Consider the following 18,707-nt stretch of genomic DNA (forward strand, 5'->3'; position numbering starts at 1 on the left):
CCGTAGTTCGGGTCCGGGGCGCCGTCGACCGCAGGAACGGAGGCAGGCTGACCGGGAACGTGCCGCCCCGGCGACGATTCGCCGGTCAGGCGCCGGTGGCTCCGCGTTGCTGACCGTGGACGTGCCGCCCCGGCGACGATTCGCCGGTCGACCGGCGGTCGTCTCGGACCCGCCGACCGTCGTGCAGCTCGATCACCTGGTCGGCCCGGCCCATGAGGATCGGGTCGTGGGTGGAGACCACCGAGGCGATGCGCCGCTCGTGGGTGAGCCGGACGAGCAGGTCCATGATCATCGCGCCGGTCTCGGAGTCCAGCTGCCCGGTCGGCTCGTCGGCGATGAGGATGTCGGGGTCGCTGACCAGCGCCCGGGCGATGCCGACACGCTGCTGCTGCCCACCGGAGAGCTCGTAGGGCCGCTGCCGGCTGTGCCGCGCCAGCCCGACGAGCTCCAGCGCCTCCTCGACGCGGCGGGAGCGCTCGGTGACGGGGGTCTTCTGCAGCCGCAGCGGCACCTCGACGTTCTCCGCGGCCGACAGCACCGGCACCAGGCCGAAGCTCTGGAAGACGTAGCCGATCCGGTCACGGCGCACCGCGAGCACGTCCTTCTCCGGCAGCTCGGAGAGCACCCGCCCGTCGTCGAGCACCACCTGCCCCTGGCTCGGGCGGTCGAGGCCACCGAGCAGGTTGAGCAGCGTCGTCTTGCCGGAGCCCGAGGGCCCGCGCACCACGGTCAGCCGCCCCGCGGGCACCTCGAGGTCGACCCCGGCGAGGGCATGGACCTCCGTCGCGCCGCTGCCGAAGGTGCGGTGCAGGTCGCTCCCGGTGAGGACCACCGCGCCTGGGCTGTCTGCCGCTCGCTCCTGGTATGCCGTCTGCTCGCTCATCGCTCCTCCTGAGGTGTCGGGCGCGTCGCGTGCGGTGCATGGTCGGACGCAAGGGGTGTCCGGTCCGATCTGCCCCGACGCTCGCCCGTGTGCTCCTCGTCGTCCGGCCACACCTGCACATGGCTGGGCTCGGCCTCGAGCCGCACCCGGTCGCGCAGCCCCAGCTCCTCGACGTGCGCCCGCGGGAGCTGGATGCGCCCGGCCCGGTCGATGACGGTGTACTCCTTGGCCACCTGCCGCTGCTCGCCTGACTCGTCGGTCACGACATACCGCAGCACTTCGGTGGAGGTCCGCCCGTCGCGGATCGCGACCGTGCGCCGCACGTGGTCGGACACCGTCGGGTCGTGGGTCACGACGAGCACCGTCGTGCCGAGCTCGCCGGCGGAGGCGCGCATCGCCTCGAGCACCTGGGCGGAGGCGGCGTCGTCGAGCTCACCGGTCGGCTCGTCCGCCAGGAGCACGGCGGGGGAGTTGGCCAGCGCGGTCGCGATGGCGACGCGCTGCTGCTGCCCGCCGGACAGCTCGGCCGGGCGACGGGCGGCGCAGTCGCCGACCCCGAGGAGGCCGAGCAGCTCCTCGACCCGCTGCCCGCGCTCCTTCCTGCCCGAGATCACCATGGGCAGCGCGACGTTCTCCGCCGCGGTGAGGAAGGGCAGGAGGTTGCGCGACGTCTGCTGCCAGACGAAGCCGACGGTGTGCCGCTGGTAGTCCACCCGCTGCGCACGGTTCATCGACAGCAGGTCGACCCCCGCGACCCGCGCCCGGCCGCCGGTGGGCCGGTCGAGGCCGGACAGGATGCCGAGCAGGGTGGACTTCCCGGAGCCGCTGGCGCCGACGAGCGCGACCACATCGCCGGGGTCGACGACGAGGTTGAGCCCCTGCAGCGCCTGCACCTCGACGCCCTCGGTGGAGTAGATGCGCACCAGGTCTTCGCACCAGATGTCCGCGCCCCGGTGCTCCCGGGACGTGGCGAGCCCGGTCCGGGCGGTGTGTTCGGTCTTCATCGGTCCTCCCCGACGCGCAGCGCCTGCGCGAGGTTGGTGCGCCCGGCGATCCAGGCGCTGACGGTGACGGCGATCAGGACAGTGAGGACCACCGCGCCGAGGACGGCGCCCAGCAGCGGCAGGTCCAGGGACAGGGCGGGCTGGGCGCTACCGCCGGTGAGCCCGGTGAGGTCGAGCCCCCGGAGCAGCACCCAGGGCACCCCCAGCCCGAGGAGCGTCCCGACGAGCAGCGACGTGACGAGCAGCGGGGCCAGCTCCCAGGCGGTCAGCGCCCGGGTCTGCCGGGCCCCGAGGCCGAGGGTCCGCAGCGTCGCGATCAGCGCGGTGCGCGCCGTCGACCCCATGAGCTGCACCACGACCACGGCGAGCACGGTGAGCAGCCCCGAGACGACGGTGGCACCGACGAAGAGCTGCCGCAGACCGGCCGTCACCGGCGCCTCCTCGAAGGCTTCGAGCCGGGTGGTGACCGTCGTGACCACGCCGCCGGTGCCGACGAGGTCGGTCACCGCATCGGCGACCTCCGTGGGCGAGGCGTCGTCCGAGACCGCGACGAGGGTGCTCCTGACGTCCGGCATGCTGCCGCCGGCCTCCTCCCAGCGCTCGCCGTCGACCAGGACGCCCGAACCGGTGACGAGGACCCCGGGCACCTGGTCGCGGTGCCCCACGACCTCGGCGTCCCCCAGCCGCGACACCTGCACGTCGGTCGCGCCCTCGGGCACCACGTCGTCCGCCCCGAGCAGCGTGACGACAGCGGGTATGCCCTCATCCCGCCAGAAGTCCGGAGGCAGACCGGGCACAGGTGCGGAGCGGGCATACACCTCCTCGACCTCGGGCTCGGCGACCCAGACCCGGATCGCCTCCCGCTCGCCGTCGACCACCAAGTCGCGGGTCGCGCCGGTGTCGCCGATGCCGCCGACGGCGGCGACACCCTCGATCTGCTGGATCTCCGCCCGCAGCTCGTCGCTGAGCAGCGGACCGTTGAGGCGCACCGCGGCGCCGTTCGCCTCCCAGGCCGCGACCTCCGCGCCGCGGGTGACGGTCGAGAGCAGCACAGCGCTGACCAGCGCGATCGCCGTGCCCAGCACGACGGCGAGCGCGGGCACGAGCCCGCCCGCCGGGTCGCGCAGCGCCCGCGAGGCCCCGAGGAACGGGGTGAGCGCCGGGCGTCGGCGCAGCGAGGCGGCGAGCGCGCGCAACGGGAGGGGGTAGAGGCGCAGCGTGAGGACGCAGGCCGCCAGCGCGATCAGCACCGGGGTGCCCGCGGCGAGGAGGTCGATGCCGCTGCGGCCGGCGTCGTCGCCGCGGGCGCCGCGGTCCAGCAGCCGCCAGGTGGCCACCCCGGCCAGCGCCACGACGGCGAGCTCGACCACCCAGCGCCACCGGTTGGCGCTGCGGGGGGACAGGTCGCTGCGACGCTGCTGCAGCGACGCGTCGTCCACGGAGGCCGCCAGCGCGACCGGCGGCACCAGCGCCACGGCGGCGGTGACGGCCCACTGCCACCACGTGGTCGGGCCGGGCACCAGGACCGAGGCGACCAGGTGGCCGAGCGCCGCGGCCGGCACGCCGAGCAGCAGCCCTTCGCCCGCGATGACCCGTCGTAGCTGGGCGGGCGAGGCGCCCCGCGCGAGCGTCATCGCCAGGCTCTGCCGCCGCCGGTGCACGACCAGTCGCGCCCCCAGCGCCGCCACCGCCAGCGCCACCCCCAACGGGCCTGCCGCCACGACGGCCAGGAGCGAGGCGGTCGCGCGCTGCTGGCTGACGATGCGGCCCAGGGCCTCGGTGAGGTCGGTGGTGAACAGCGGCACCTGCGCCGCCTGGGTGTCGAGCATCTGGTCCGCGGTCGCCACGACGTGCTGCTCGGCGAGGAAGCCGTTGACCTGGGCCTGCAGGGTCTCGACCTGCCCGGTGCTGCCGGTGATCGCCGCGGGCAGGACGGGGAACCACATCCGCATCCGGGTCGAGGCGGGTGGGCCGATGCTGCCGCGGTTGTCCGGCGCGAGGAAGGCCGTGGCGTAGGCGCTCTCGCCGCGGTTGGGGTCGTAGAGCGTGCCCATGGTGGCGCCGTTGTCGACGTGCTGCCAGCGCGGGTCGTCGGGGTTCGTCGGGGTGTAGGTGCCGGCCACGACCAGACCCTGCACCTCCTCGCCCACCTCGAGCAGAAGCTCGTCCGCGGCGTCGTCGAGCAGCAGCACGGGCACCGGCTCCGCGTCGTCCGGCTCTTCCTCCGGTGCCCCCTCCTCCGGCTCGGTCTGCGGCCCGGGTATGCCGAGGTCGGGGGTGTCGACGACGAGCTCGGGCCAGTCTCCGCTCACGAGCTCGACGTGCTCGGTCAGGTCGGGGTCGACGGCCAGGCTGAGGCTGGCGGCGTAGTAACCCGACTCGACGGGCGGGGCATACCCCACGTCCTCGGTGAGCCGGACGAGGAACTGCGCCGGGCCGAGCGTGCTGCGCAGCGGCTCGGGCTGCCCGGCGCGGATCCGCTCGGCGCCCTCGACCAGCGGTGCCCAGCCGTCGGCGGCGGGGTCGCCGGTCAGGTCCTCGGTCGAGCCGTAGACGACCGTGCGCTGCCAGTCGCCCCGCAGGTCACGCTGCGCCGCCGACAACCCGCCGATTTCCTGCACCAGCTGCCGCGACTGGATGTCGACCAGCCCCCGCGGCACCGCGGTCAGCAGCAGCGCGACCGTCCCGACGAGCAGCGCGAGCCCGAGCGAGACCCACGGGTCCGCGGCGAACTGGCGCCGCGCCAGCCCGACGGCACCGGTGCGGCGAGGTATGCCGTGCCGCGGGTTCACCGGATCTCCTCCCGGTAGGTTCGGTCCAGCGCCTGGGCACGGACCCGGGAGCCGAGCAGCAGCGCCAGCAGGCCGGACCCGACCGCGGCGACGCCGAGCACCGCCGCCCACGGCACCGCCTCCAGCCGGAGCGCGGCTGGAAGCCGCAGCCGCCCGGGCTGGGTGGTCGAGGAGGCGAGCTCGGGGACGACGGCCTGGCCGACGAGCCAGCCGGCGACCAGACCGACGGCGATCGCCGCCGCGACCACCCCGACCAGCTCCATCGCCCGCGAGCGCGATTGCGCGGCGGGCGGCATACCGAGGGCGCGCAGCACCGCGACCTCGGCGCGGCGCGACGAGAGCAGGGTCGCCGCCACCGCCGCGATCCCGGTGAGCGCGAGGAGCACGGCCCCGGCGGAGGCGACCCAGAAGACCAGGCGCGCGGCGCTCGTGGCGTCGGTGACGGACACGGTCCCCGGCCCGGTCACCGCGCGCAGGTCGTCGCGGGCGGTGAGGGAGTCCACCGCCTCCTGCGTGCCGGCGGCGGGCGTGGCCCAGACCTGGGTCGGCCAGGTCAGGCTGCGGCGCTGCCCGGCGAGGACGAGCGAGGCGACGCGGGAGTCGGCGAGGGCGGCGGTCTCGCCCTGCTGGCCGGGCAGGGCGGTGACGACCGCTGCGACCCGGGCGGGCACGGTCGTCCCGACCAGGCTCAGCGTGATCGGGTCGCCGGCGGCCAGGTCGGCTGCGGCCGCTGCCTGCCGGGTGAGGGCGACCGGGACCGCCGCCGAGCCGGACGCGTCCTCCGTCCCGGAGCCCGAGGGTGCACCGGGCGGCGATCCCGTGAGGTCCAGCGGTGCGGCGCCGGGCGCGACGACGAGATCGGTGCCGCCGATCCGGGTGTCCGGCACCTCCAGGTGCCAGGGAGAGCTCGACGTGTCGAGCCAGGTGGGGACGAACGGTTCGTTGCTGTCGGTGCGGGTCTGCACGAAGGGGCCCTCGTCGCCCACGTAGCCCTCCTCCACCTGGACCGTGGTCTCGAAGGTGGCCTCCTCGACGTCCGCCGCCTCCGCGACCAGCGGCGCGCCTGCTCGGCGGTGAGGGCGTCGGTGCTGGCCCACCCACCGGTGTCCTCGAGCAGGTCGACGTCCCCGGCGCGCATCGACAGGTCGAGGTCGAGGGTGGTGGAGCTGATGCTGTAGAGGAAGTCGAGGGGCACCTCCGGCGGCAGGGTGTCGGGGAGCTCGAAGGTCACGGTGCGCAGCCGGTGCTGGCGGCCCTCGGGGAGGGCGAGGCCGAGGCTCGTGGCGGTGCTCGTGGGCTCGGCGGCGAAGTCGCCGAGGGTGGCGGGGTCGTAGGTGAGCCTCGGACCGGGCAGCTCGATCGTCCCCGCGGTGACGGTGCTGGTCAGCCCGGTCCGGACGTCCTCGACGAGCACGGTGAGGACGATCTCGAGAGGTGCCGCGGCGGAGGCGACCTCGCTGTCCAGCCGCTCGACGATCAGCTCCTCGGAGGCGCCGGTCGGTGGTTGCTCACCCTCCGGTGCCGGCTCATCCCCCGGCGACTCCGCCGCGGCCTCCGCGAGCTCGTCGGCGATCTCCCGCTCGGTCTCGGCAATCCCGTCCAGCCGGGCCAGCTCCCACCGGTCCACGCCCCGCTCGGCCTGCACGTCGATCGTCACCTCGGTCGCCTCGTCGGGCACGGTGATCGCCTGCTGGGCGGGCGCGTCGCCGTCGGCGTCGAGCACCGCGTCCAGGCCGGTGGGCACCAGCCCGCCCGGTATGCCCTGGGGCACGTTCGCGACCTCCGCCAGCCCACCGTCGGCGCCGGTCTGGGCCAGCGTGAGCGGCACGGGGACGTCGCCCACCCGGGCGTCCGGCTCGGACCACACGAGCGCGGCGGCACCGATCTCTGGCAGCTCGGCGAGGTCCGGCGGCGGGGCCGGCGCGACGCCCGGCTCCACGGTGGCGGGCGGGCGCACGACGTCCGCCCGCAGCGGCGCGCCCTCGCCGACGGCGGCCAGGTCGTCGCGCAGTTGCGCGCTGGTGCCGGAGTAGAGCGCCGCCAGGGTCGTGGAGCCCACGGCGAGGACGGTGAGGACGACCGGGACGGCATACACCTGCAGCCGTCTGCTGACCTGCGCCGACGAGAGGTGCGCGGCGGTGGTGCGCGTTCGGCGGGTGAGCAGCTCGACCGCGCGGCTGAGCGGTCCCAGGAGGGCCACCGCGACGACGGCGGCGGCGGCGAGCAGCAGCGCCGGTGCGGCTCCCGCGACGAGATCGGTGCCGAGCTTCCCGTCCGGGCCGCGGGTGAGCGGTGACCCGGCCCGCCGCAGCTGCCACCAGCTCAGTCCGGCGGCGCCCAGCACGAGGACCAGCGACGCGAGGGCGGTCGCAGCGCGGGCCCGCCCGGACCGGTCGGCGACCGCCTGGCCGCCGGCGAGGCGCCGGGCCTGCAGCCAGGCGATCGCCGTCAGGGCGAGCGCCACGCCGAGCAGGGTGAGCGCCCCGGCCAGCACGACGCGGGTGGTCGCTCCCTCGCTGCCGGGGACGAGGAGCAGGACGAGCCGGGCGAGCAGGGTGCCGGCCACCGCGCCGAGCACGGTCACCGCCAGCGACTCGGCCAGGGTGCTGAGCAGCAGCTGGCCGCGGGTCGCACCCCGCGCGACGAGCAGCTGGGCCTGCGGCTCCCGAGTCGTCGCGAGCAACCGGGAGAGCTGCACCACGGCCAGGCCGGTGACGAGGACGAGGACCGACAGCGGGACGACGCCGAGGGCGCGGGCGGTGGCGAGATTGGTCGCGGCCTGCCCGGCGGTGGGGGCGAGGTCGCCCTGGACCTGGACGCCACGCACGGTGAGGCCCTCGACCTCGCGCAGCTCGGCCCGCAGCGTCTCCGCCCCGGTGGCGAGGACCCGCAGGTCGTCGGGGGTGACCGCGTCCGCGTCGGGTCGGACAGGCCAGCGGACGAAGGGCGCACCGACCTGCCGCGCGAGCTCCTCGTCGACCACCACCGGCCCGAGGGTCGACTCCTCGTCCGCGACGCCGGTGCGGACCAGCTCGTCGCCGAACCAGAAGGCGTCCTGGGCGTCCACCGGCTGCCAGGTCGCGGTGATCTCGACCGCCCGGTCGGCCACGACAAGGACGTCGCCGACCTCGAGGCCCCAGGCCTGGGCAGCGCCGACGTGCAGGGCACCGGGGGATGGCGCGTCGGTGCTCCCGTCCCCGGCGCCCTCAGCGGGCCAGGTGCCGTCGACGACCGTCACGAGGTCGGTCGGCGCGTCGCCCGGCGCGAGCTCCGGGCCGCCGGTCACGACGAGCTCGCCCTCGAGCGAGGAACCGTCGTGCTGCGTGGGGCGGGGCTCGCTCACCACGAGCCGGCCGATGCTCACCGGCGCAGGGGCGAAGGCGTCGGCGATCGTCGACCGCGCGAGCTCGTCCTGCCTCTGGGGGTCCTCGGCGAGGCGGGTCTGGACCTGGACTCCGGTCTCGGTGGGCTCCCCCTGGGTGAGTGCGGCGCGGGCTGCCGTGCTCGCGGCGGCCGCGGAGTAGCCGACCGTCCCCGCGATGATCGCCGTCGTCACGACGACCAGCGCGAGCAGCGTGGGGAGCAGCCCGGACGACGCCCGGGCCCGCGCCGTCGCGAAGCTCGCCCACCTCATAGCCATGGACCCTAGGCGCAGGCCCTGACGCTGCCCATGCCTTCCCTGGCGTCAGTCCCCGGATCGTGGCCCATTCGTGACCGGCCACGCGCGGTGCATCGACCAGCAGCGCGCTGTGCATACACCGACGGCAGACTCTGCGAGGACCGGCCGCGCGCGCTGTGTGCCGACCGACCGCACGGTATGCGGTCTCTCACCTCCGGGCGCGCGATCAGCGCTCCCGCTGGTCCACGATCCGCCGCGCCTTGCCGACCGAGCGCTCCACACCGCCCTCCGCGAGCACCACCACCTGCGCGCTGGTGCCGATCCGGTCCTTGACCTGCTTGCCCAGCTCACCGGCCAGCCGCTCGCGGTCCTCGCTGCCCAGGCCCGGCTCGCCCTCGACGTTGATCGTCAGCTGGTCCATCCGTCCCGGCCTGGTCAGCACGCACTGGAAGTGCGGCGTCAGCCCTGGGGTCGCCAGCACGAGCTCCTCGATCTGGGTAGGGAAGACGTTGACGCCGCGGACGATCATGAGGTCGTCGCTGCGGCCGGTGATCTTGGCGAGCCGGCGCATACCGGGCCGGGCGGTGCCGGGGAGCAACCGGGTGAGGTCGCGCGTGCGGTAGCGCAGCACCGGCATCGCCTCTCGCGTCATCGCGGTGAGCACCAGCTCGCCCTCCTCGCCGTCGGGCAGCGGCTCCTCGGTGATCGGGTCGATGACCTCGGGGTAGAAGTGGTCCTCCCACAGCGTGAGGCCGTCCTTGGTCTCGACGCACTCCTGGGCCACGCCCGGGCCCATCATCTCGGACAGCCCGAAGATGTCCGTCGCGTGCATCCGGCAGCGCTGCTCGATCTCGCCACGCATCGCCTCGGTCCAGGGCTCGGCCCCGAAGACGCCGATCTGCAGCGAGGTCTCGGCCGGGTCGATGCCCTGCTCGGTCATCGCATCGACGAGGGAGAGGAAGTAGGACGGCGTCACCATGATGACGCGCGGCCCGAAGTCGGTGATGAGCTGGATCTGCTTGTCCGTCTGCCCACCGCTCATCGGGACGACGGTGCAGCCGAGCCGTTCGGCGCCGTAGTGCGCGCCCAGCCCGCCGGTGAAGAGGCCGTAGCCGTAGGCGACGTGCACCATGTCGCCCGGGCGGGTGCCGGCGGCGCGCAGGGAGCGGGCGACGAGGGTGGCCCAGGTGTCGACGTCGCCCTGGGTGTAACCCACCACGGTCGGTCGCCCCGTCGTCCCCGAGCTCGCGTGGACCCGGACGCACTGCTCGCGTGGGACGGCGAGCAGGCCGAACGGGTAGTTGTCGCGCAGGTCGGCCTTGGTCGTGAACGGCAGCCGCCGCACATCGTCGAGGCTCGTGATGTCGTCGGGGTGCACCTCGCTCTCGTCGAGCTGGCGGCGGTAGTGCTCCACCCCGTCGTACGCGCGGCGCACGCAGGCCTGCAGCCGCTCCAGCTGGGTGGCGCGCAGCTGGTCGACCGACCAGGTCTCGGCCTCGTCGTGCAGGTCGGGGCGCTCGTCGATCTCGGGCAGGGTCATGCGCTCGCGTCTCCTTCGTCGCCGGTGCCCGCCAGGGTATGCCCTCGCCCCCGGCCTCCGTGCCCGTCCGAGCCCCGTCTCTCCACCGAGCGCCGCGAATGGTTGCCCCTGGCCTCGACCGGGCGCCACCTGTGGTTGTCCTCACCTCGACCGGGCGTCGCTCGTGGTGGGGGTATGCCGTCCGCCGGGATGCCCTCAGCGCTCGCCCGACGACGGGCGGACCGCCCGGGAGTGGCCGCGGAACTCGGCGACGACGGCATTGTCGGTGGCCCGGCATACCGTGACGTCCGTGATCCCGCTGCGGCCGTAGGTGACGCGTTCGGTGGCGGTGGCGATCAGTTCGTCGTCGAGACGGGAGGGGAGGAGATAGGTGATGTCGCAGCTGGCCGCGACGGTCGTGCGGCCGGTCGCGTTGCAGGCGAGCGCGAAGGTGGAGTCGGCCAGGGTGAAGACGTAGCCCCCGTGGGCGATGTCGTGGCCGTTGACCATCGTGTCGACGATCCGCATGCGGGTGCGGGCCCGACCCAGGCGACGGCCTCCCTCGGTGGTCTCGACCTCGACGTCGACGAGCTCGATGCCGAGCGCGGCGGAGGCCTTGTCCTGGTCCCACATGCGGTGGACGTGGCTGAGATCGGTGTCGGTCACAGTGCCTCGCTCGGTCGGTAGCGGCCGCCGGGATAGAGCTCGTCGAGCTCAGCGAGCTGCCGGCGGACGGTGTCGGTGCCGATCTGCTCCAGCCAGGCGAACGGGCCGTGGGGGTAGTTGGTGCCGAGGGTCATGGCGGTGTCGACGTCCTCGCGCTCGCCTCGCCCCGATGGACGAGGTCGACGCCCTCGTTGACGAGCATGGCAAGGGTGCGCGCGACCGGGTCGGTCTGCACCGGGCCGCCCACCAGCTGCTCGGCGAGCGCCGCGTCGGGCTCGGCGTCGACCGGCCGGCCGTCGTCGTACTCGAAGACGCCGCGCCCGGTCTTGCGGCCGAGCCTGCCCTCGCGCACGAGCTCGCGCTGCCAGTCGGTCGGAGCGTAGCGCGGGTCCTCGCCGGTCTGCCACCACACGGACTCGCCGACGGCGAGGTTGACGTCCTGCCCGATGAGGTCGGTCAGCTCGAACGGCCCCATCCGGAAGCCGGCGCCGCGCAGCACCAGATCGACCGTCGCCGGGTCCACGAGCCCGTCGGCGACCATGCGCTGGGCCTCGCCGTAGAACGGGCGGGCGACGCGGTTGACGATGAACCCCGGCGTCGAGGTGCACCGCACCGGCGTCTTGCCCCAGCGGCGCACCAGCTCCGAGGCGGCGTCGAGGACGTCGGCCCCCGAGTCGTCGCCCGTGATGACCTCGACGAGCCTCATCAGTGGCGGCGGGTTGAAGAAGTGCAGGCCGAGGACCCGCTCCGGGTGGGCCATGGCAGGCGAGGTGCCGCCGTGCAGCGCCGCGTCGTGCCCGGAGCCGGCCTCCCCGACGATGTCGTCGATCGACAGCGAGGAGGTGTTGGTCGCCAGGACCGTCGTGCTCGGCTGCGCGCTCTCCAGCTGGCGGAAGATCGCCCGCTTGACGTCCAGGTGCTCGACCACGGCCTCGATCACGAGCGCCACCGCCGGGATGGTCCTCATGTCGGCGGTGGTGTGCGGCGTGACCCGCCCCAAGGTGGCGTCCGCGTCCTCCCGGGTGACCTTGTCCCTGGCGACGAGCTTGTCGAAGGTCGCCCGCAACCCTGCCACCGCGCGCTCGGCCGCCTCCGGCTGCGCGTCCACGAGGATCACGGGGTGGCCGGCCTGCGCCGCGACCTGCGCGATCCCGGCGCCCATCGCCCCGGCCCCGATGACGGCGACCGCGGCCTGGTCCGGAGGGCTGAGCAGGGCGTGCGGCGGCGTCGGCGACTCTGGCATGGGTCCACCATGGCACGAGCGGTCCGCCTGTGGACGACGGCGCCCGGGGGCGCCGCGTCGGCATACTGGCGTCATGGGAATGAACATGGGGCTGGTGTATGTCGAGGGCGCGGCGGTCGAGGACCTCGCGGCGGTGGGGCTGCGGCCGACCGGGGCCCGGACGAGCGGGGACGAGGCGAGCATCTCGCCCGACCCGGAGATGGTGGTCGCCCGCCGGGTCGGTGACTGGCTCGTCCTCGTCGGCGGGATGATGCTGCTCGCCACCGAGGATGAGATGCTCGCGCGCACGCTGGGCCGGCGGGTCGTAGCCGCGCTCCTCGGCAGCACGAGCGACACCTACTCCTTCGCCGTCTGCGAGCCGGACGGGGCGCGCCGGCACGTCGTGGACTCCGCGGGCCAGCGCGAGGTCGACGAGGGGGCGGCGCTGCCCGCGGAGGACGGCGTCGAGCTGCTCACCGAGGACACGGTGCTGGAGCTCGTGGGTGACGTCACCGGGGTCGAGATCTGGGACGCTTCGTGGAGGAGGACTGGGAGGTCCTCGAGGGTGAAGGGGTCTTCGGGACCGAGATGATGTTCGACGAGGGCCCGGAGGTGGAGCCCGGCGTCGCCGCGCCGGGAACGGAGGCATACCCGAGCGTCGGCGAGCGACCCACGAGGCCGGTGACCGCACCTCCGAGCCTGCGCGCAAGGGGTTCTTCGCCCGCCTGTTCGGCCGCTGAGCGAGCCCCCCGCGCCCGTCCCCGACGACCTGGAGCGGGCGACGGTCGAGGCCCAGCCAAGGGCGCTGACCGTCCGCTACACCGGCGGTGACCTATCCGGCATCCAGCAGGCCTGGCAGGGGCTCGTCGCCGAGGTCGAGACCGCGGCCTCACCCCGCACGGCACCTGCCGAGAGGTGTATGACGTCACGCCCTTCGACGGCGACGGCGCCGGCTGGTCGGTGGACCTGCAGCAGCCGGTCGCCTGAGAGGCCCGCTCCAGAGCGTCCCGTGGAAGTCGTGACCGTTGCCGACTTCCACGGGACGCTCGCGCGGGGAGCCACAGCGACGACGCTCGCCCCTCGGCTCAGGCCCAGCGCGCTAGCGTCACCACCGTGGCCTACACCTTCACCGAGTCCGCCTCGCCGCTGGTCTCCGTCCTGTGGTGGGTCGAGGTGGAGGAGGACTACCTAGACCGACGCGGCGAACGAGTTCTGGGGCATCGCGTTCAGCCGACGCCACGGGCATACCGACGTCGTCGCCACCCTCATCGGGCCCAGCACGCAGCCGCGGACCCTCGACCTGCGCGCAGGGGAGCGCGGCTGGGGCGTCGAGCTGCCCGCGCACGTCTTCCTCCGGCACGTCCCGAAGCTGTCGCTGCTCGGCGAGATGCGCGACCTGCCGTGCGACGGCGCGTTCGTCGAGATCGGTGGGGTCCGACTGCCGTCCCGGGGTATGCCGACACCCGCGCCCTGGAGGAGATGGTCACCCTGCTGCACCGGCGGGGCGTGCTCGTGACCGACGAGGCCATCGCGGCCGCGCTCGCCGGGGACGCCCCGGCCTACTCCGACCGGCAGCTGCGGCGCCGGTCCAGCGTGGTGGCGGGGATGGGCCCGAAACAGCTGCAGCAGCTGGCGCGGGCGCGTGCTGCATACCGGCTCCTGCACGCAGGTCGGACCCTCGCCGAGGCCGCGGTGGAGGCGGGCTACAGCGACCAGGCGCACATGACCCGGGGGGGTGCGCGCGGTCGCCGGGACGAGCCCGGCCTGGATCCTCGCCGCCGACCTCGACTCCTTCGGCAGCCGGCCGGGTGAGGACGGCCGGTTCGTTCAATCGCTCTACTCCGAGCCCGAGGCGAACTGGCATGCGGACGCCTGGGAGGAGCCGGCCGGTGACGGCGCGGGCTCGGCGGAGCAGTCCGCCTGGAGTGGCTCGGCCGGTGGCGAGGCGTGGACACCCGCCAAGGTCGAGGTGCCGACCGCCTTCGCCCTCTTCGGCGGCGACCTGATGATGCCGCCGCGTGAGCTGTGTGAGCGATGCTTCGCCGTGGAGCGCTTCACCCTCTACCCGGAGGGCGGTCACTGGCCTGCGCTCGAGGAGCCGGAGCAGGTCGTCCGCGACCTGCTGGCCTTCGCCGACGGCAGGAGCTGAGCTCCCTCACCGGGTCACGACGGTCCCGTGGGAGTCGGGACCCTTCCCGACTCCCACGGGACGTCGTGGGGCTGTGGACGACCGGGGCCACGGGAGGTCCACCTCTGTCAGGCTGGGGGACGACGCACGAGCCGGGGGGCAGGTGCGGGCAGGGGGAGGCATGGCACGAGCGCCGAGCGCTGCGGCCCGCCGACGTGCCTGGCGCCACGAGGTCGCACGCCTGCTGGCGGACCGCCACTCCGGCGTCGTCCGACGCGCGGACCTGATCGCCGAGGGACTGACCGACGAGGACATCCGGGCCGAGGTCGATCGCGGGGTGTGGCACCGCGCCGGCTGCCACACCCTGTGCATCGCGGGCACCGAGCCGCGAGGCGAAGGGCTCTTCTGGTGGGCGTTGTGGGAGTCCGGCCCTCGTGCGGTGCTGGACGGCGCGACCTCCCTGGTCGTCTCCGGGCTGAAGCACTGGGAGGCCTCGCCCATCGACGTCTCGGTCCCGCGCAACGCCACCGTCCGCTCGTTGCCCGGCGTCCGGCACCACGTCCTGCGTGACCTCGGGCCGGCGATCCCCGTCGGGCTGCGGCGGACCAAGACCGACGTGGCGCTCCTGCGCGCCGCGCAGTGGGAGCGCACGGACCGGGCCGCCGCGACGCTGGTGGCGATGACGGTGCAGCAGCGCCTCGTGTCGACCAGCGCGCTGATGGACCGCTGGGGCGGGACGCGACGCTGCGCCCGACGGCAGCTGCTCGGTGCCGTGATCCGCGACGTCTGCGACGGCTCCCACTCGATCAACGAGCTGGACGTCGTCGCGGCGTGCCGGGCCCACGGCATACCTGCTCCGAGCCGGCAGAGCACCCGGACCGTCGGCGCGGGGCGGGTCTATCTCGACCTCTTCTGGGACGACTACGGCGTGCACGGCGAGATCCAGGGCGCCCACCACCAGTGGGGTCTGCACGGGGTCGACGACGCCGTGCGCGGCAACGCCCTCGCCATCGACCAGCGCGACCTCGTCTCGCTGCAGATCCCGGTCCTCGGCTGGCGGCTGGACCCCGCGGTCTTCCTCGACCAGATCGCCTCGGCGCTCCGACGCGGCGGGTGGGCCGGTTAGCGTCCCGTGGGAGTCGGCACCCTTCGCGACTTCCACGGGACGCAACCGCCCAGGTATGCCGCTGGGCAGGCCCGCGCGGGCGTCGTTACCCTGAGGCTCATGGCCACGACCGCGACGACGCACCCCCTGCTGGACACCCACCGCGAGACCCTGGAGGCGGCGACGCAGGCGCTGCGGGAGCGCAGCTACTACAGCCGCTACCCCGAGTCGCCGAGCCCCCGCGTCTACGGCGAGGGCTCCTCCGAGCGCGGCCAGCTCGCCCACCAGGAGACGCTCAACAAGGACTTCGACGGGCTCGCAGAGCAGCCCACGACCGGCCGCAGCGTCGGCTCGGAGAAGAGCCCCTACGGCCCGACCCTCGGGGTGCGCTACCCCGAGCTCGACGTCGAGGCCGCGATGACCGCGGCCCAGGAGGCGATGCCCGCCTGGCGCGACGCCGGCGCCGAGGTCCGCGCCGCGGTGCTCACCGAGGTCATCGAGCGGATCAACGCCCGCAGCCACGAGATGGCGCACGCGGTCATGCACACCTCGGGGCAGCCCTTCGTCATGTCCTTCCAGGCCGGCGGCCCGCACGCGCAGGACCGCGCGCTCGAGGCGGTCGTCGTCGCGCTCGAGGAGCAGCGGCGCGTCCCCGGCTCGGTGACCTGGGAGAAGCCGGCCAAGGGCGACCCGATCCGCATGCAGAAGGACTACCGCGTGGTGCCGCGCGGCGTGGCGCTGGTCATCGGCTGCAACACCTTCCCGACGTGGAACGCCTACCCCGGCATCTTCGCCAGCCTCGCCACCGGCAACCCGGTCGTCATCAAGCCGCACCCGCGCGCCGTCCTGCCGCTCGCGCTGACCACCCAGATCGCCCGCGAGACGCTCGCCGAGGCCGGCTTCGACTCGGCCCTGGTGCAGCTCGCGGCCGAGGACGACGGCGGCACGCTCGCCAAGGACCTCGCCCTGCACGACGCGGTCAAGATCATCGACTACACCGGCGGCCCCGGTTTCGGCCACTGGCTGGAGACCGAGGCGGCGGGCGCGGGCAAGCTCGTCTACACCGAGAAGGCCGGCCTCAACACCGTCGTCGTCGACTCCACCGACGACCTCAAGGGCATGCTTGGCAACCTCGCCTTCTCCTTCTCGCTCTACTCCGGGCAGATGTGCACTGCCCCGCAGAACGTCTACGTCCCGCCGACCGTCCGCACCGACGAGGGCGACCTGTCCGCGGGGGAGTTCGCCGACAAGCTCGGCCAGGCCATCAGCCGCTTCACCGCTGACGACGCCAAGGCGGTCGAGATCCTTGGCGCCACGGTCAACGACGACGTCCGCGGCCGCGCGACCGACATCCCCGCCCTGGCCGACCGCCTCGGCGGCGACGTCGTCCTCGACAGCCGCGCGGTCGCCCACCCGACCTACCCCGACGCGTGGTGCGCACCCCGGCCCTGGTGGGGGTCGACGCGACCAACGACGAGGCATACACCCAGGAGTGCTTCGGCCCGGTCGCCTTCGTCGTCCGTACCGAGGACACCGCCGACTCGCTGCGCCGCTTCTCGCGGACCGTCGCCGAGCACGGCGGCATGACCGCGGCGGTGTATGCCACCGACGAAGAGGTCCTGGACGACGCGCGGGAGGCCGCCGCGGACGCCGGGGTGGCGCTGTCGGAGAACCTCACCGGCCAGATCTTCGTCAACCAGACGGCCGCCTTCTCCGACTTCCACGGCACCGGCGCCAACCCCGCGGCCAATGCCGCCTACGCGGATGCCGCCTTCGTCGCCAACCGGTTCCGGGTCATCACCAGCCGGCGCCACGTCTGAGGCCCGAGGGTATGCCCGCACCCGATGACCCGCCCGCCGCACCTGACGGTGGTGCACCGGCGGCCCCGGACGCCCCGCACGAGGAGGCCGAGCCCGCCGCGACCCGGCTGCGGGCCGTGGCCGACGGGGTGGTCGCGCTGGCGGGCCTGTCCGGGCTGCGCGGCCGGGACCCCGAGACCGCGGTGGCCGCGGTGGGCCGGCTGGTCGAGGAGGCCTTCGCCGCGGGGCGCCAACGGGTGGAGGCCGAGGTGCGCACCGACGACGCCGACACGCGGCGGGTGCTGCAGCGGGCCGGGCTGCGACCCGAGGGGATCAGCCGTGGGCGCGGGAGCACGGCCGAGGGCATACCCGTCGACCTGCTGCGGCTGGCGCGGCTCGCGGACGATCCCGCACCCGGCGAGCCGGGCGCCTTCCTCGGCATGCTCGACGCCACCCTCCCGCGCAAGCGGCTCATCGCCCAGGGGCTGCTGCGCGACGACGCGGGGCGGGTGCTGCTGTGCGAGCTGACCTACAAGCAGGACTGGGACCTGCCCGGCGGAGTGGTCGATCCTGACGAGTCGCCGCGCGCCACCCTGGCCCGGGAGATCCGTGAGGAGCTGGGGCTGGAGCTCCCGGTCGGTGACCTGCTCGCGGTCAACTGGCTGCCGCGCTACAAGCAGTGGACCGACGCGCTGCTGCTGGTCTTCGACCTCGGCGTCCGGCCCGGCGTGACCGACGAGGCGGTGCTGCAGCGCACCGAGCTGCGGGCTTTGCACTGGGTCGAGCCGCGGCACCTCGAGGGCCGCGTCGCGCCCTACGTCGCCCGCCACCTGGCCTCGATCGGGTCCGGCGAGGCGGCCGGGCTGGTGCTGGAGGACGGCATACCGACGCAGGAGTGAGGCTGGCAGGATGCCGTCATGAGACTCCGTGACGTCCAGACCGCCCGCACCACCACCGCCGTCCGCGAGGCCGGTGACCCCGGCTCGCCGACCGTCGTGCTCATCCACGGCAACGTGTCGTCGTCGGCCTTCTTCGACGTGCTCATCGAGGAGCTCGCCGCCGACTTCCACGTGCTCGCGCCCGACTTCCGCGGGTATGGCGACTCCGCCCGGGCCACGATCGACGCCACCCGGGGCATGGCGGACCTGTCCGACGACGTCGCGGCGGTCCTCGACGCGCTGGGCGTGGAGGGATCGGTGGACGTGCTCGGCTGGTCGGCGGGCGGCAACGTCGCGCTCCAGCTGGCGATGGACCACCCGGGCCGGGTGCGGCGGCTGGTGCTGGAGGCGCCGGGCAGCCCGTTCGGCTTCGGCGGCAGCACCGGCGAGGACGGTCGCCCGGTCGCCGACGACTTCGCCGGGAGCGGCGGCGGCACCGCCAACCCGCAGTTCTGCGCGGCGCTCGCGGCGGGGGACCGCGGCGAGGAGCCGACGAGCCCGCGCACGACGCTGCGTTCGTTCTATGTCGCGCCCGGCTTCACCTTCGCGCCCGAGGTGGAGGAGGCATACCTCGACGCGATGCTGAAGACGACGGTGGGCGACGACGTCTACCCGGGCGGCACCGCGACCAGCGACAACTGGCCGGGCGTGGCGCCGGGGACGACGGGGATGAACAACGCGTTGTCGCCGAAGTACCTCGACCAGTCCGGCTTCGCCGACCTCGACCCGGCGCCGCCGGTGCTGTGGATCCGCGGCGACGCCGACCAGATCGTGTCCGACACCTCGATGTTCGACCTGGCCCAGCTCGGCAAGCTCGGCGCGGTCCCGGGCTACCCCGGCGAGGAGGTCTGCCCGACCCAGCCGATGGTGAGCCAGATGCGGGCGGTGCTGCAGGCGGCCGGCCAGTTCACCGAGGTGGTCTACGAGGGCTGCGGCCACAGTCCGCACCTGGAGCAGCCGGAGCGCTTCGTCGACGACGTCCGCGCCTTCCTCCAGGCCTGAGGGCCGACCGGCCGCACACCGCGCGGCCGG

Annotated in this window: 17 protein-coding genes; 8 read left to right on the forward strand and 9 right to left on the reverse strand. The window is 74.3% G+C overall.

The features are described 5' to 3' along the window. Positions 1-85: 85 nt before the first annotated feature. The 9 genes from BJF80_RS04980 to BJF80_RS05010 form a co-directional block, all read right to left on the reverse strand. Complete coding sequence (locus BJF80_RS04980) at positions 86-883, reverse strand: ABC transporter ATP-binding protein (protein ID WP_083673458.1); 798 nt, start codon at positions 881-883, stop codon at positions 86-88. After that, positions 880-1,887 (reverse strand): ABC transporter ATP-binding protein, encoded by a 1,008-nt coding sequence (locus BJF80_RS04985; RefSeq protein ID WP_083673459.1) that lies wholly within the window; start codon positions 1,885-1,887, stop codon positions 880-882. Before BJF80_RS04985 ends, BJF80_RS04980 begins: the two co-directional genes overlap by 4 nt. Further along, entirely contained in the window at positions 1,884-4,679 is a 2,796-nt protein-coding gene (locus tag BJF80_RS04990) for an FtsX-like permease family protein (RefSeq protein ID WP_075811786.1), read from the reverse strand. Before BJF80_RS04990 ends, BJF80_RS04985 begins: the two co-directional genes overlap by 4 nt. Beyond that, positions 4,676-5,350, reverse strand: coding sequence for an FtsX-like permease family protein (locus BJF80_RS21035; RefSeq protein ID WP_321166345.1), 675 nt, complete (start codon positions 5,348-5,350; stop codon positions 4,676-4,678). The genes BJF80_RS04990 and BJF80_RS21035 overlap by 4 nt, the downstream gene beginning before the upstream one ends. Before the next feature lie 17 nt (positions 5,351-5,367). After that, positions 5,368-8,313: an FtsX-like permease family protein gene (locus BJF80_RS18725; RefSeq protein ID WP_158068474.1), complete on the reverse strand. Its 2,946-nt coding sequence runs from the start codon at positions 8,311-8,313 to the stop codon at positions 5,368-5,370. Between the two features lie 211 nt (positions 8,314-8,524). Continuing rightward, the gene (paaK, locus tag BJF80_RS05000; protein WP_075811790.1) at positions 8,525-9,838 is read right to left on the reverse strand and encodes a phenylacetate--CoA ligase PaaK; all 1,314 of its coding nucleotides are present in this window, start codon (positions 9,836-9,838) and stop codon (positions 8,525-8,527) included. Between the two features lie 195 nt (positions 9,839-10,033). Next, on the reverse strand, positions 10,034-10,483 hold the full coding sequence (locus BJF80_RS05005) for a hotdog fold thioesterase (protein WP_202817138.1): 450 nt from the start codon (positions 10,481-10,483) through the stop codon (positions 10,034-10,036). Continuing rightward, a complete protein-coding gene (locus tag BJF80_RS19755; RefSeq protein ID WP_237767421.1) occupies positions 10,480-10,617 on the reverse strand; it encodes a 3-hydroxyacyl-CoA dehydrogenase family protein in 138 nt (45 codons plus the stop codon). The genes BJF80_RS05005 and BJF80_RS19755 overlap by 4 nt, the downstream gene beginning before the upstream one ends. After that, entirely contained in the window at positions 10,614-11,726 is a 1,113-nt protein-coding gene (locus BJF80_RS05010) for a 3-hydroxyacyl-CoA dehydrogenase NAD-binding domain-containing protein (protein ID WP_237767422.1), read from the reverse strand. The genes BJF80_RS19755 and BJF80_RS05010 overlap by 4 nt, the downstream gene beginning before the upstream one ends. 73 nt (positions 11,727-11,799) lie before the next feature. On the opposite strand from BJF80_RS05010, the gene BJF80_RS05015 reads away from it, so the two are divergent. The 8 genes from BJF80_RS05015 to BJF80_RS05045 all read left to right on the forward strand — a co-directional run bounded on the left by BJF80_RS05015 (position 11,800) and on the right by BJF80_RS05045 (position 18,677). Continuing rightward, the gene (locus BJF80_RS05015; RefSeq protein WP_143553980.1) at positions 11,800-12,297 is read left to right on the forward strand and encodes a hypothetical protein; all 498 of its coding nucleotides are present in this window, start codon (positions 11,800-11,802) and stop codon (positions 12,295-12,297) included. An 809-nt stretch (positions 12,298-13,106) separates the two neighbouring features. Further along, positions 13,107-13,517 (forward strand): helix-turn-helix domain-containing protein, encoded by a 411-nt coding sequence (locus BJF80_RS05020; RefSeq protein WP_143553981.1) that lies wholly within the window; start codon positions 13,107-13,109, stop codon positions 13,515-13,517. Then, the gene (locus BJF80_RS05025) at positions 13,441-13,854 is read left to right on the forward strand and encodes an alpha/beta fold hydrolase (RefSeq protein ID WP_075811796.1); all 414 of its coding nucleotides are present in this window, start codon (positions 13,441-13,443) and stop codon (positions 13,852-13,854) included. The genes BJF80_RS05020 and BJF80_RS05025 overlap by 77 nt, the downstream gene beginning before the upstream one ends. 160 nt (positions 13,855-14,014) lie before the next feature. Beyond that, complete coding sequence (locus tag BJF80_RS05030; RefSeq protein ID WP_075811798.1) at positions 14,015-14,959, forward strand: type IV toxin-antitoxin system AbiEi family antitoxin domain-containing protein; 945 nt, start codon at positions 14,015-14,017, stop codon at positions 14,957-14,959. A gap of 99 nt (positions 14,960-15,058) precedes the next feature. Further along, positions 15,059-16,525, forward strand: a complete 1,467-nt coding sequence (locus tag BJF80_RS05035) for an aldehyde dehydrogenase family protein (protein ID WP_237767423.1) — start codon at positions 15,059-15,061, stop codon at positions 16,523-16,525. Further along, a complete protein-coding gene (locus tag BJF80_RS19760) occupies positions 16,522-16,758 on the forward strand; it encodes a hypothetical protein (protein WP_237767424.1) in 237 nt (78 codons plus the stop codon). The genes BJF80_RS05035 and BJF80_RS19760 overlap by 4 nt, the downstream gene beginning before the upstream one ends. 11 nt (positions 16,759-16,769) lie before the next feature. Further along, a complete protein-coding gene (locus BJF80_RS19765; protein WP_237767425.1) occupies positions 16,770-17,636 on the forward strand; it encodes an NUDIX hydrolase in 867 nt (288 codons plus the stop codon). Between the two features lie 18 nt (positions 17,637-17,654). Continuing rightward, on the forward strand, positions 17,655-18,677 hold the full coding sequence (locus BJF80_RS05045; RefSeq protein WP_075811800.1) for an alpha/beta fold hydrolase: 1,023 nt from the start codon (positions 17,655-17,657) through the stop codon (positions 18,675-18,677). Positions 18,678-18,707 lie beyond the last annotated feature (30 nt).

Source organism: Serinicoccus sp. CUA-874 (assembly GCF_001942225.1).
Taxonomy (GTDB): domain Bacteria; phylum Actinomycetota; class Actinomycetes; order Actinomycetales; family Dermatophilaceae; genus Ornithinicoccus; species Ornithinicoccus marinus.

Coding starts and splice junctions, on each gene's coding strand:
- paaK (WP_075811790.1), bottom strand. CDS start 9,838: ATGACCCTGCCCGAGATCGACGAGCGCCCCGACCTGCACGACGAGGCC.
- BJF80_RS05030 (WP_075811798.1), top strand. CDS start 14,015: ATGGCACGAGCGCCGAGCGCTGCGGCCCGCCGACGTGCCTGGCGCCAC.
- BJF80_RS05045 (WP_075811800.1), top strand. CDS start 17,655: ATGAGACTCCGTGACGTCCAGACCGCCCGCACCACCACCGCCGTCCGC.
- BJF80_RS05035 (WP_237767423.1), top strand. CDS start 15,059: ATGGCCACGACCGCGACGACGCACCCCCTGCTGGACACCCACCGCGAG.
- BJF80_RS05010 (WP_237767422.1), bottom strand. CDS start 11,726: ATGCCAGAGTCGCCGACGCCGCCGCACGCCCTGCTCAGCCCTCCGGAC.
- BJF80_RS19760 (WP_237767424.1), top strand. CDS start 16,522: ATGACCGCGGCGGTGTATGCCACCGACGAAGAGGTCCTGGACGACGCG.
- BJF80_RS18725 (WP_158068474.1), bottom strand. CDS start 8,313: ATGAGGTGGGCGAGCTTCGCGACGGCGCGGGCCCGGGCGTCGTCCGGG.
- BJF80_RS19765 (WP_237767425.1), top strand. CDS start 16,770: ATGCCCGCACCCGATGACCCGCCCGCCGCACCTGACGGTGGTGCACCG.
- BJF80_RS05015 (WP_143553980.1), top strand. CDS start 11,800: ATGGGAATGAACATGGGGCTGGTGTATGTCGAGGGCGCGGCGGTCGAG.
- BJF80_RS19755 (WP_237767421.1), bottom strand. CDS start 10,617: ATGACCCTCGGCACCAACTACCCCCACGGCCCGTTCGCCTGGCTGGAG.
- BJF80_RS04980 (WP_083673458.1), bottom strand. CDS start 883: ATGAGCGAGCAGACGGCATACCAGGAGCGAGCGGCAGACAGCCCAGGC.
- BJF80_RS04985 (WP_083673459.1), bottom strand. CDS start 1,887: ATGAAGACCGAACACACCGCCCGGACCGGGCTCGCCACGTCCCGGGAG.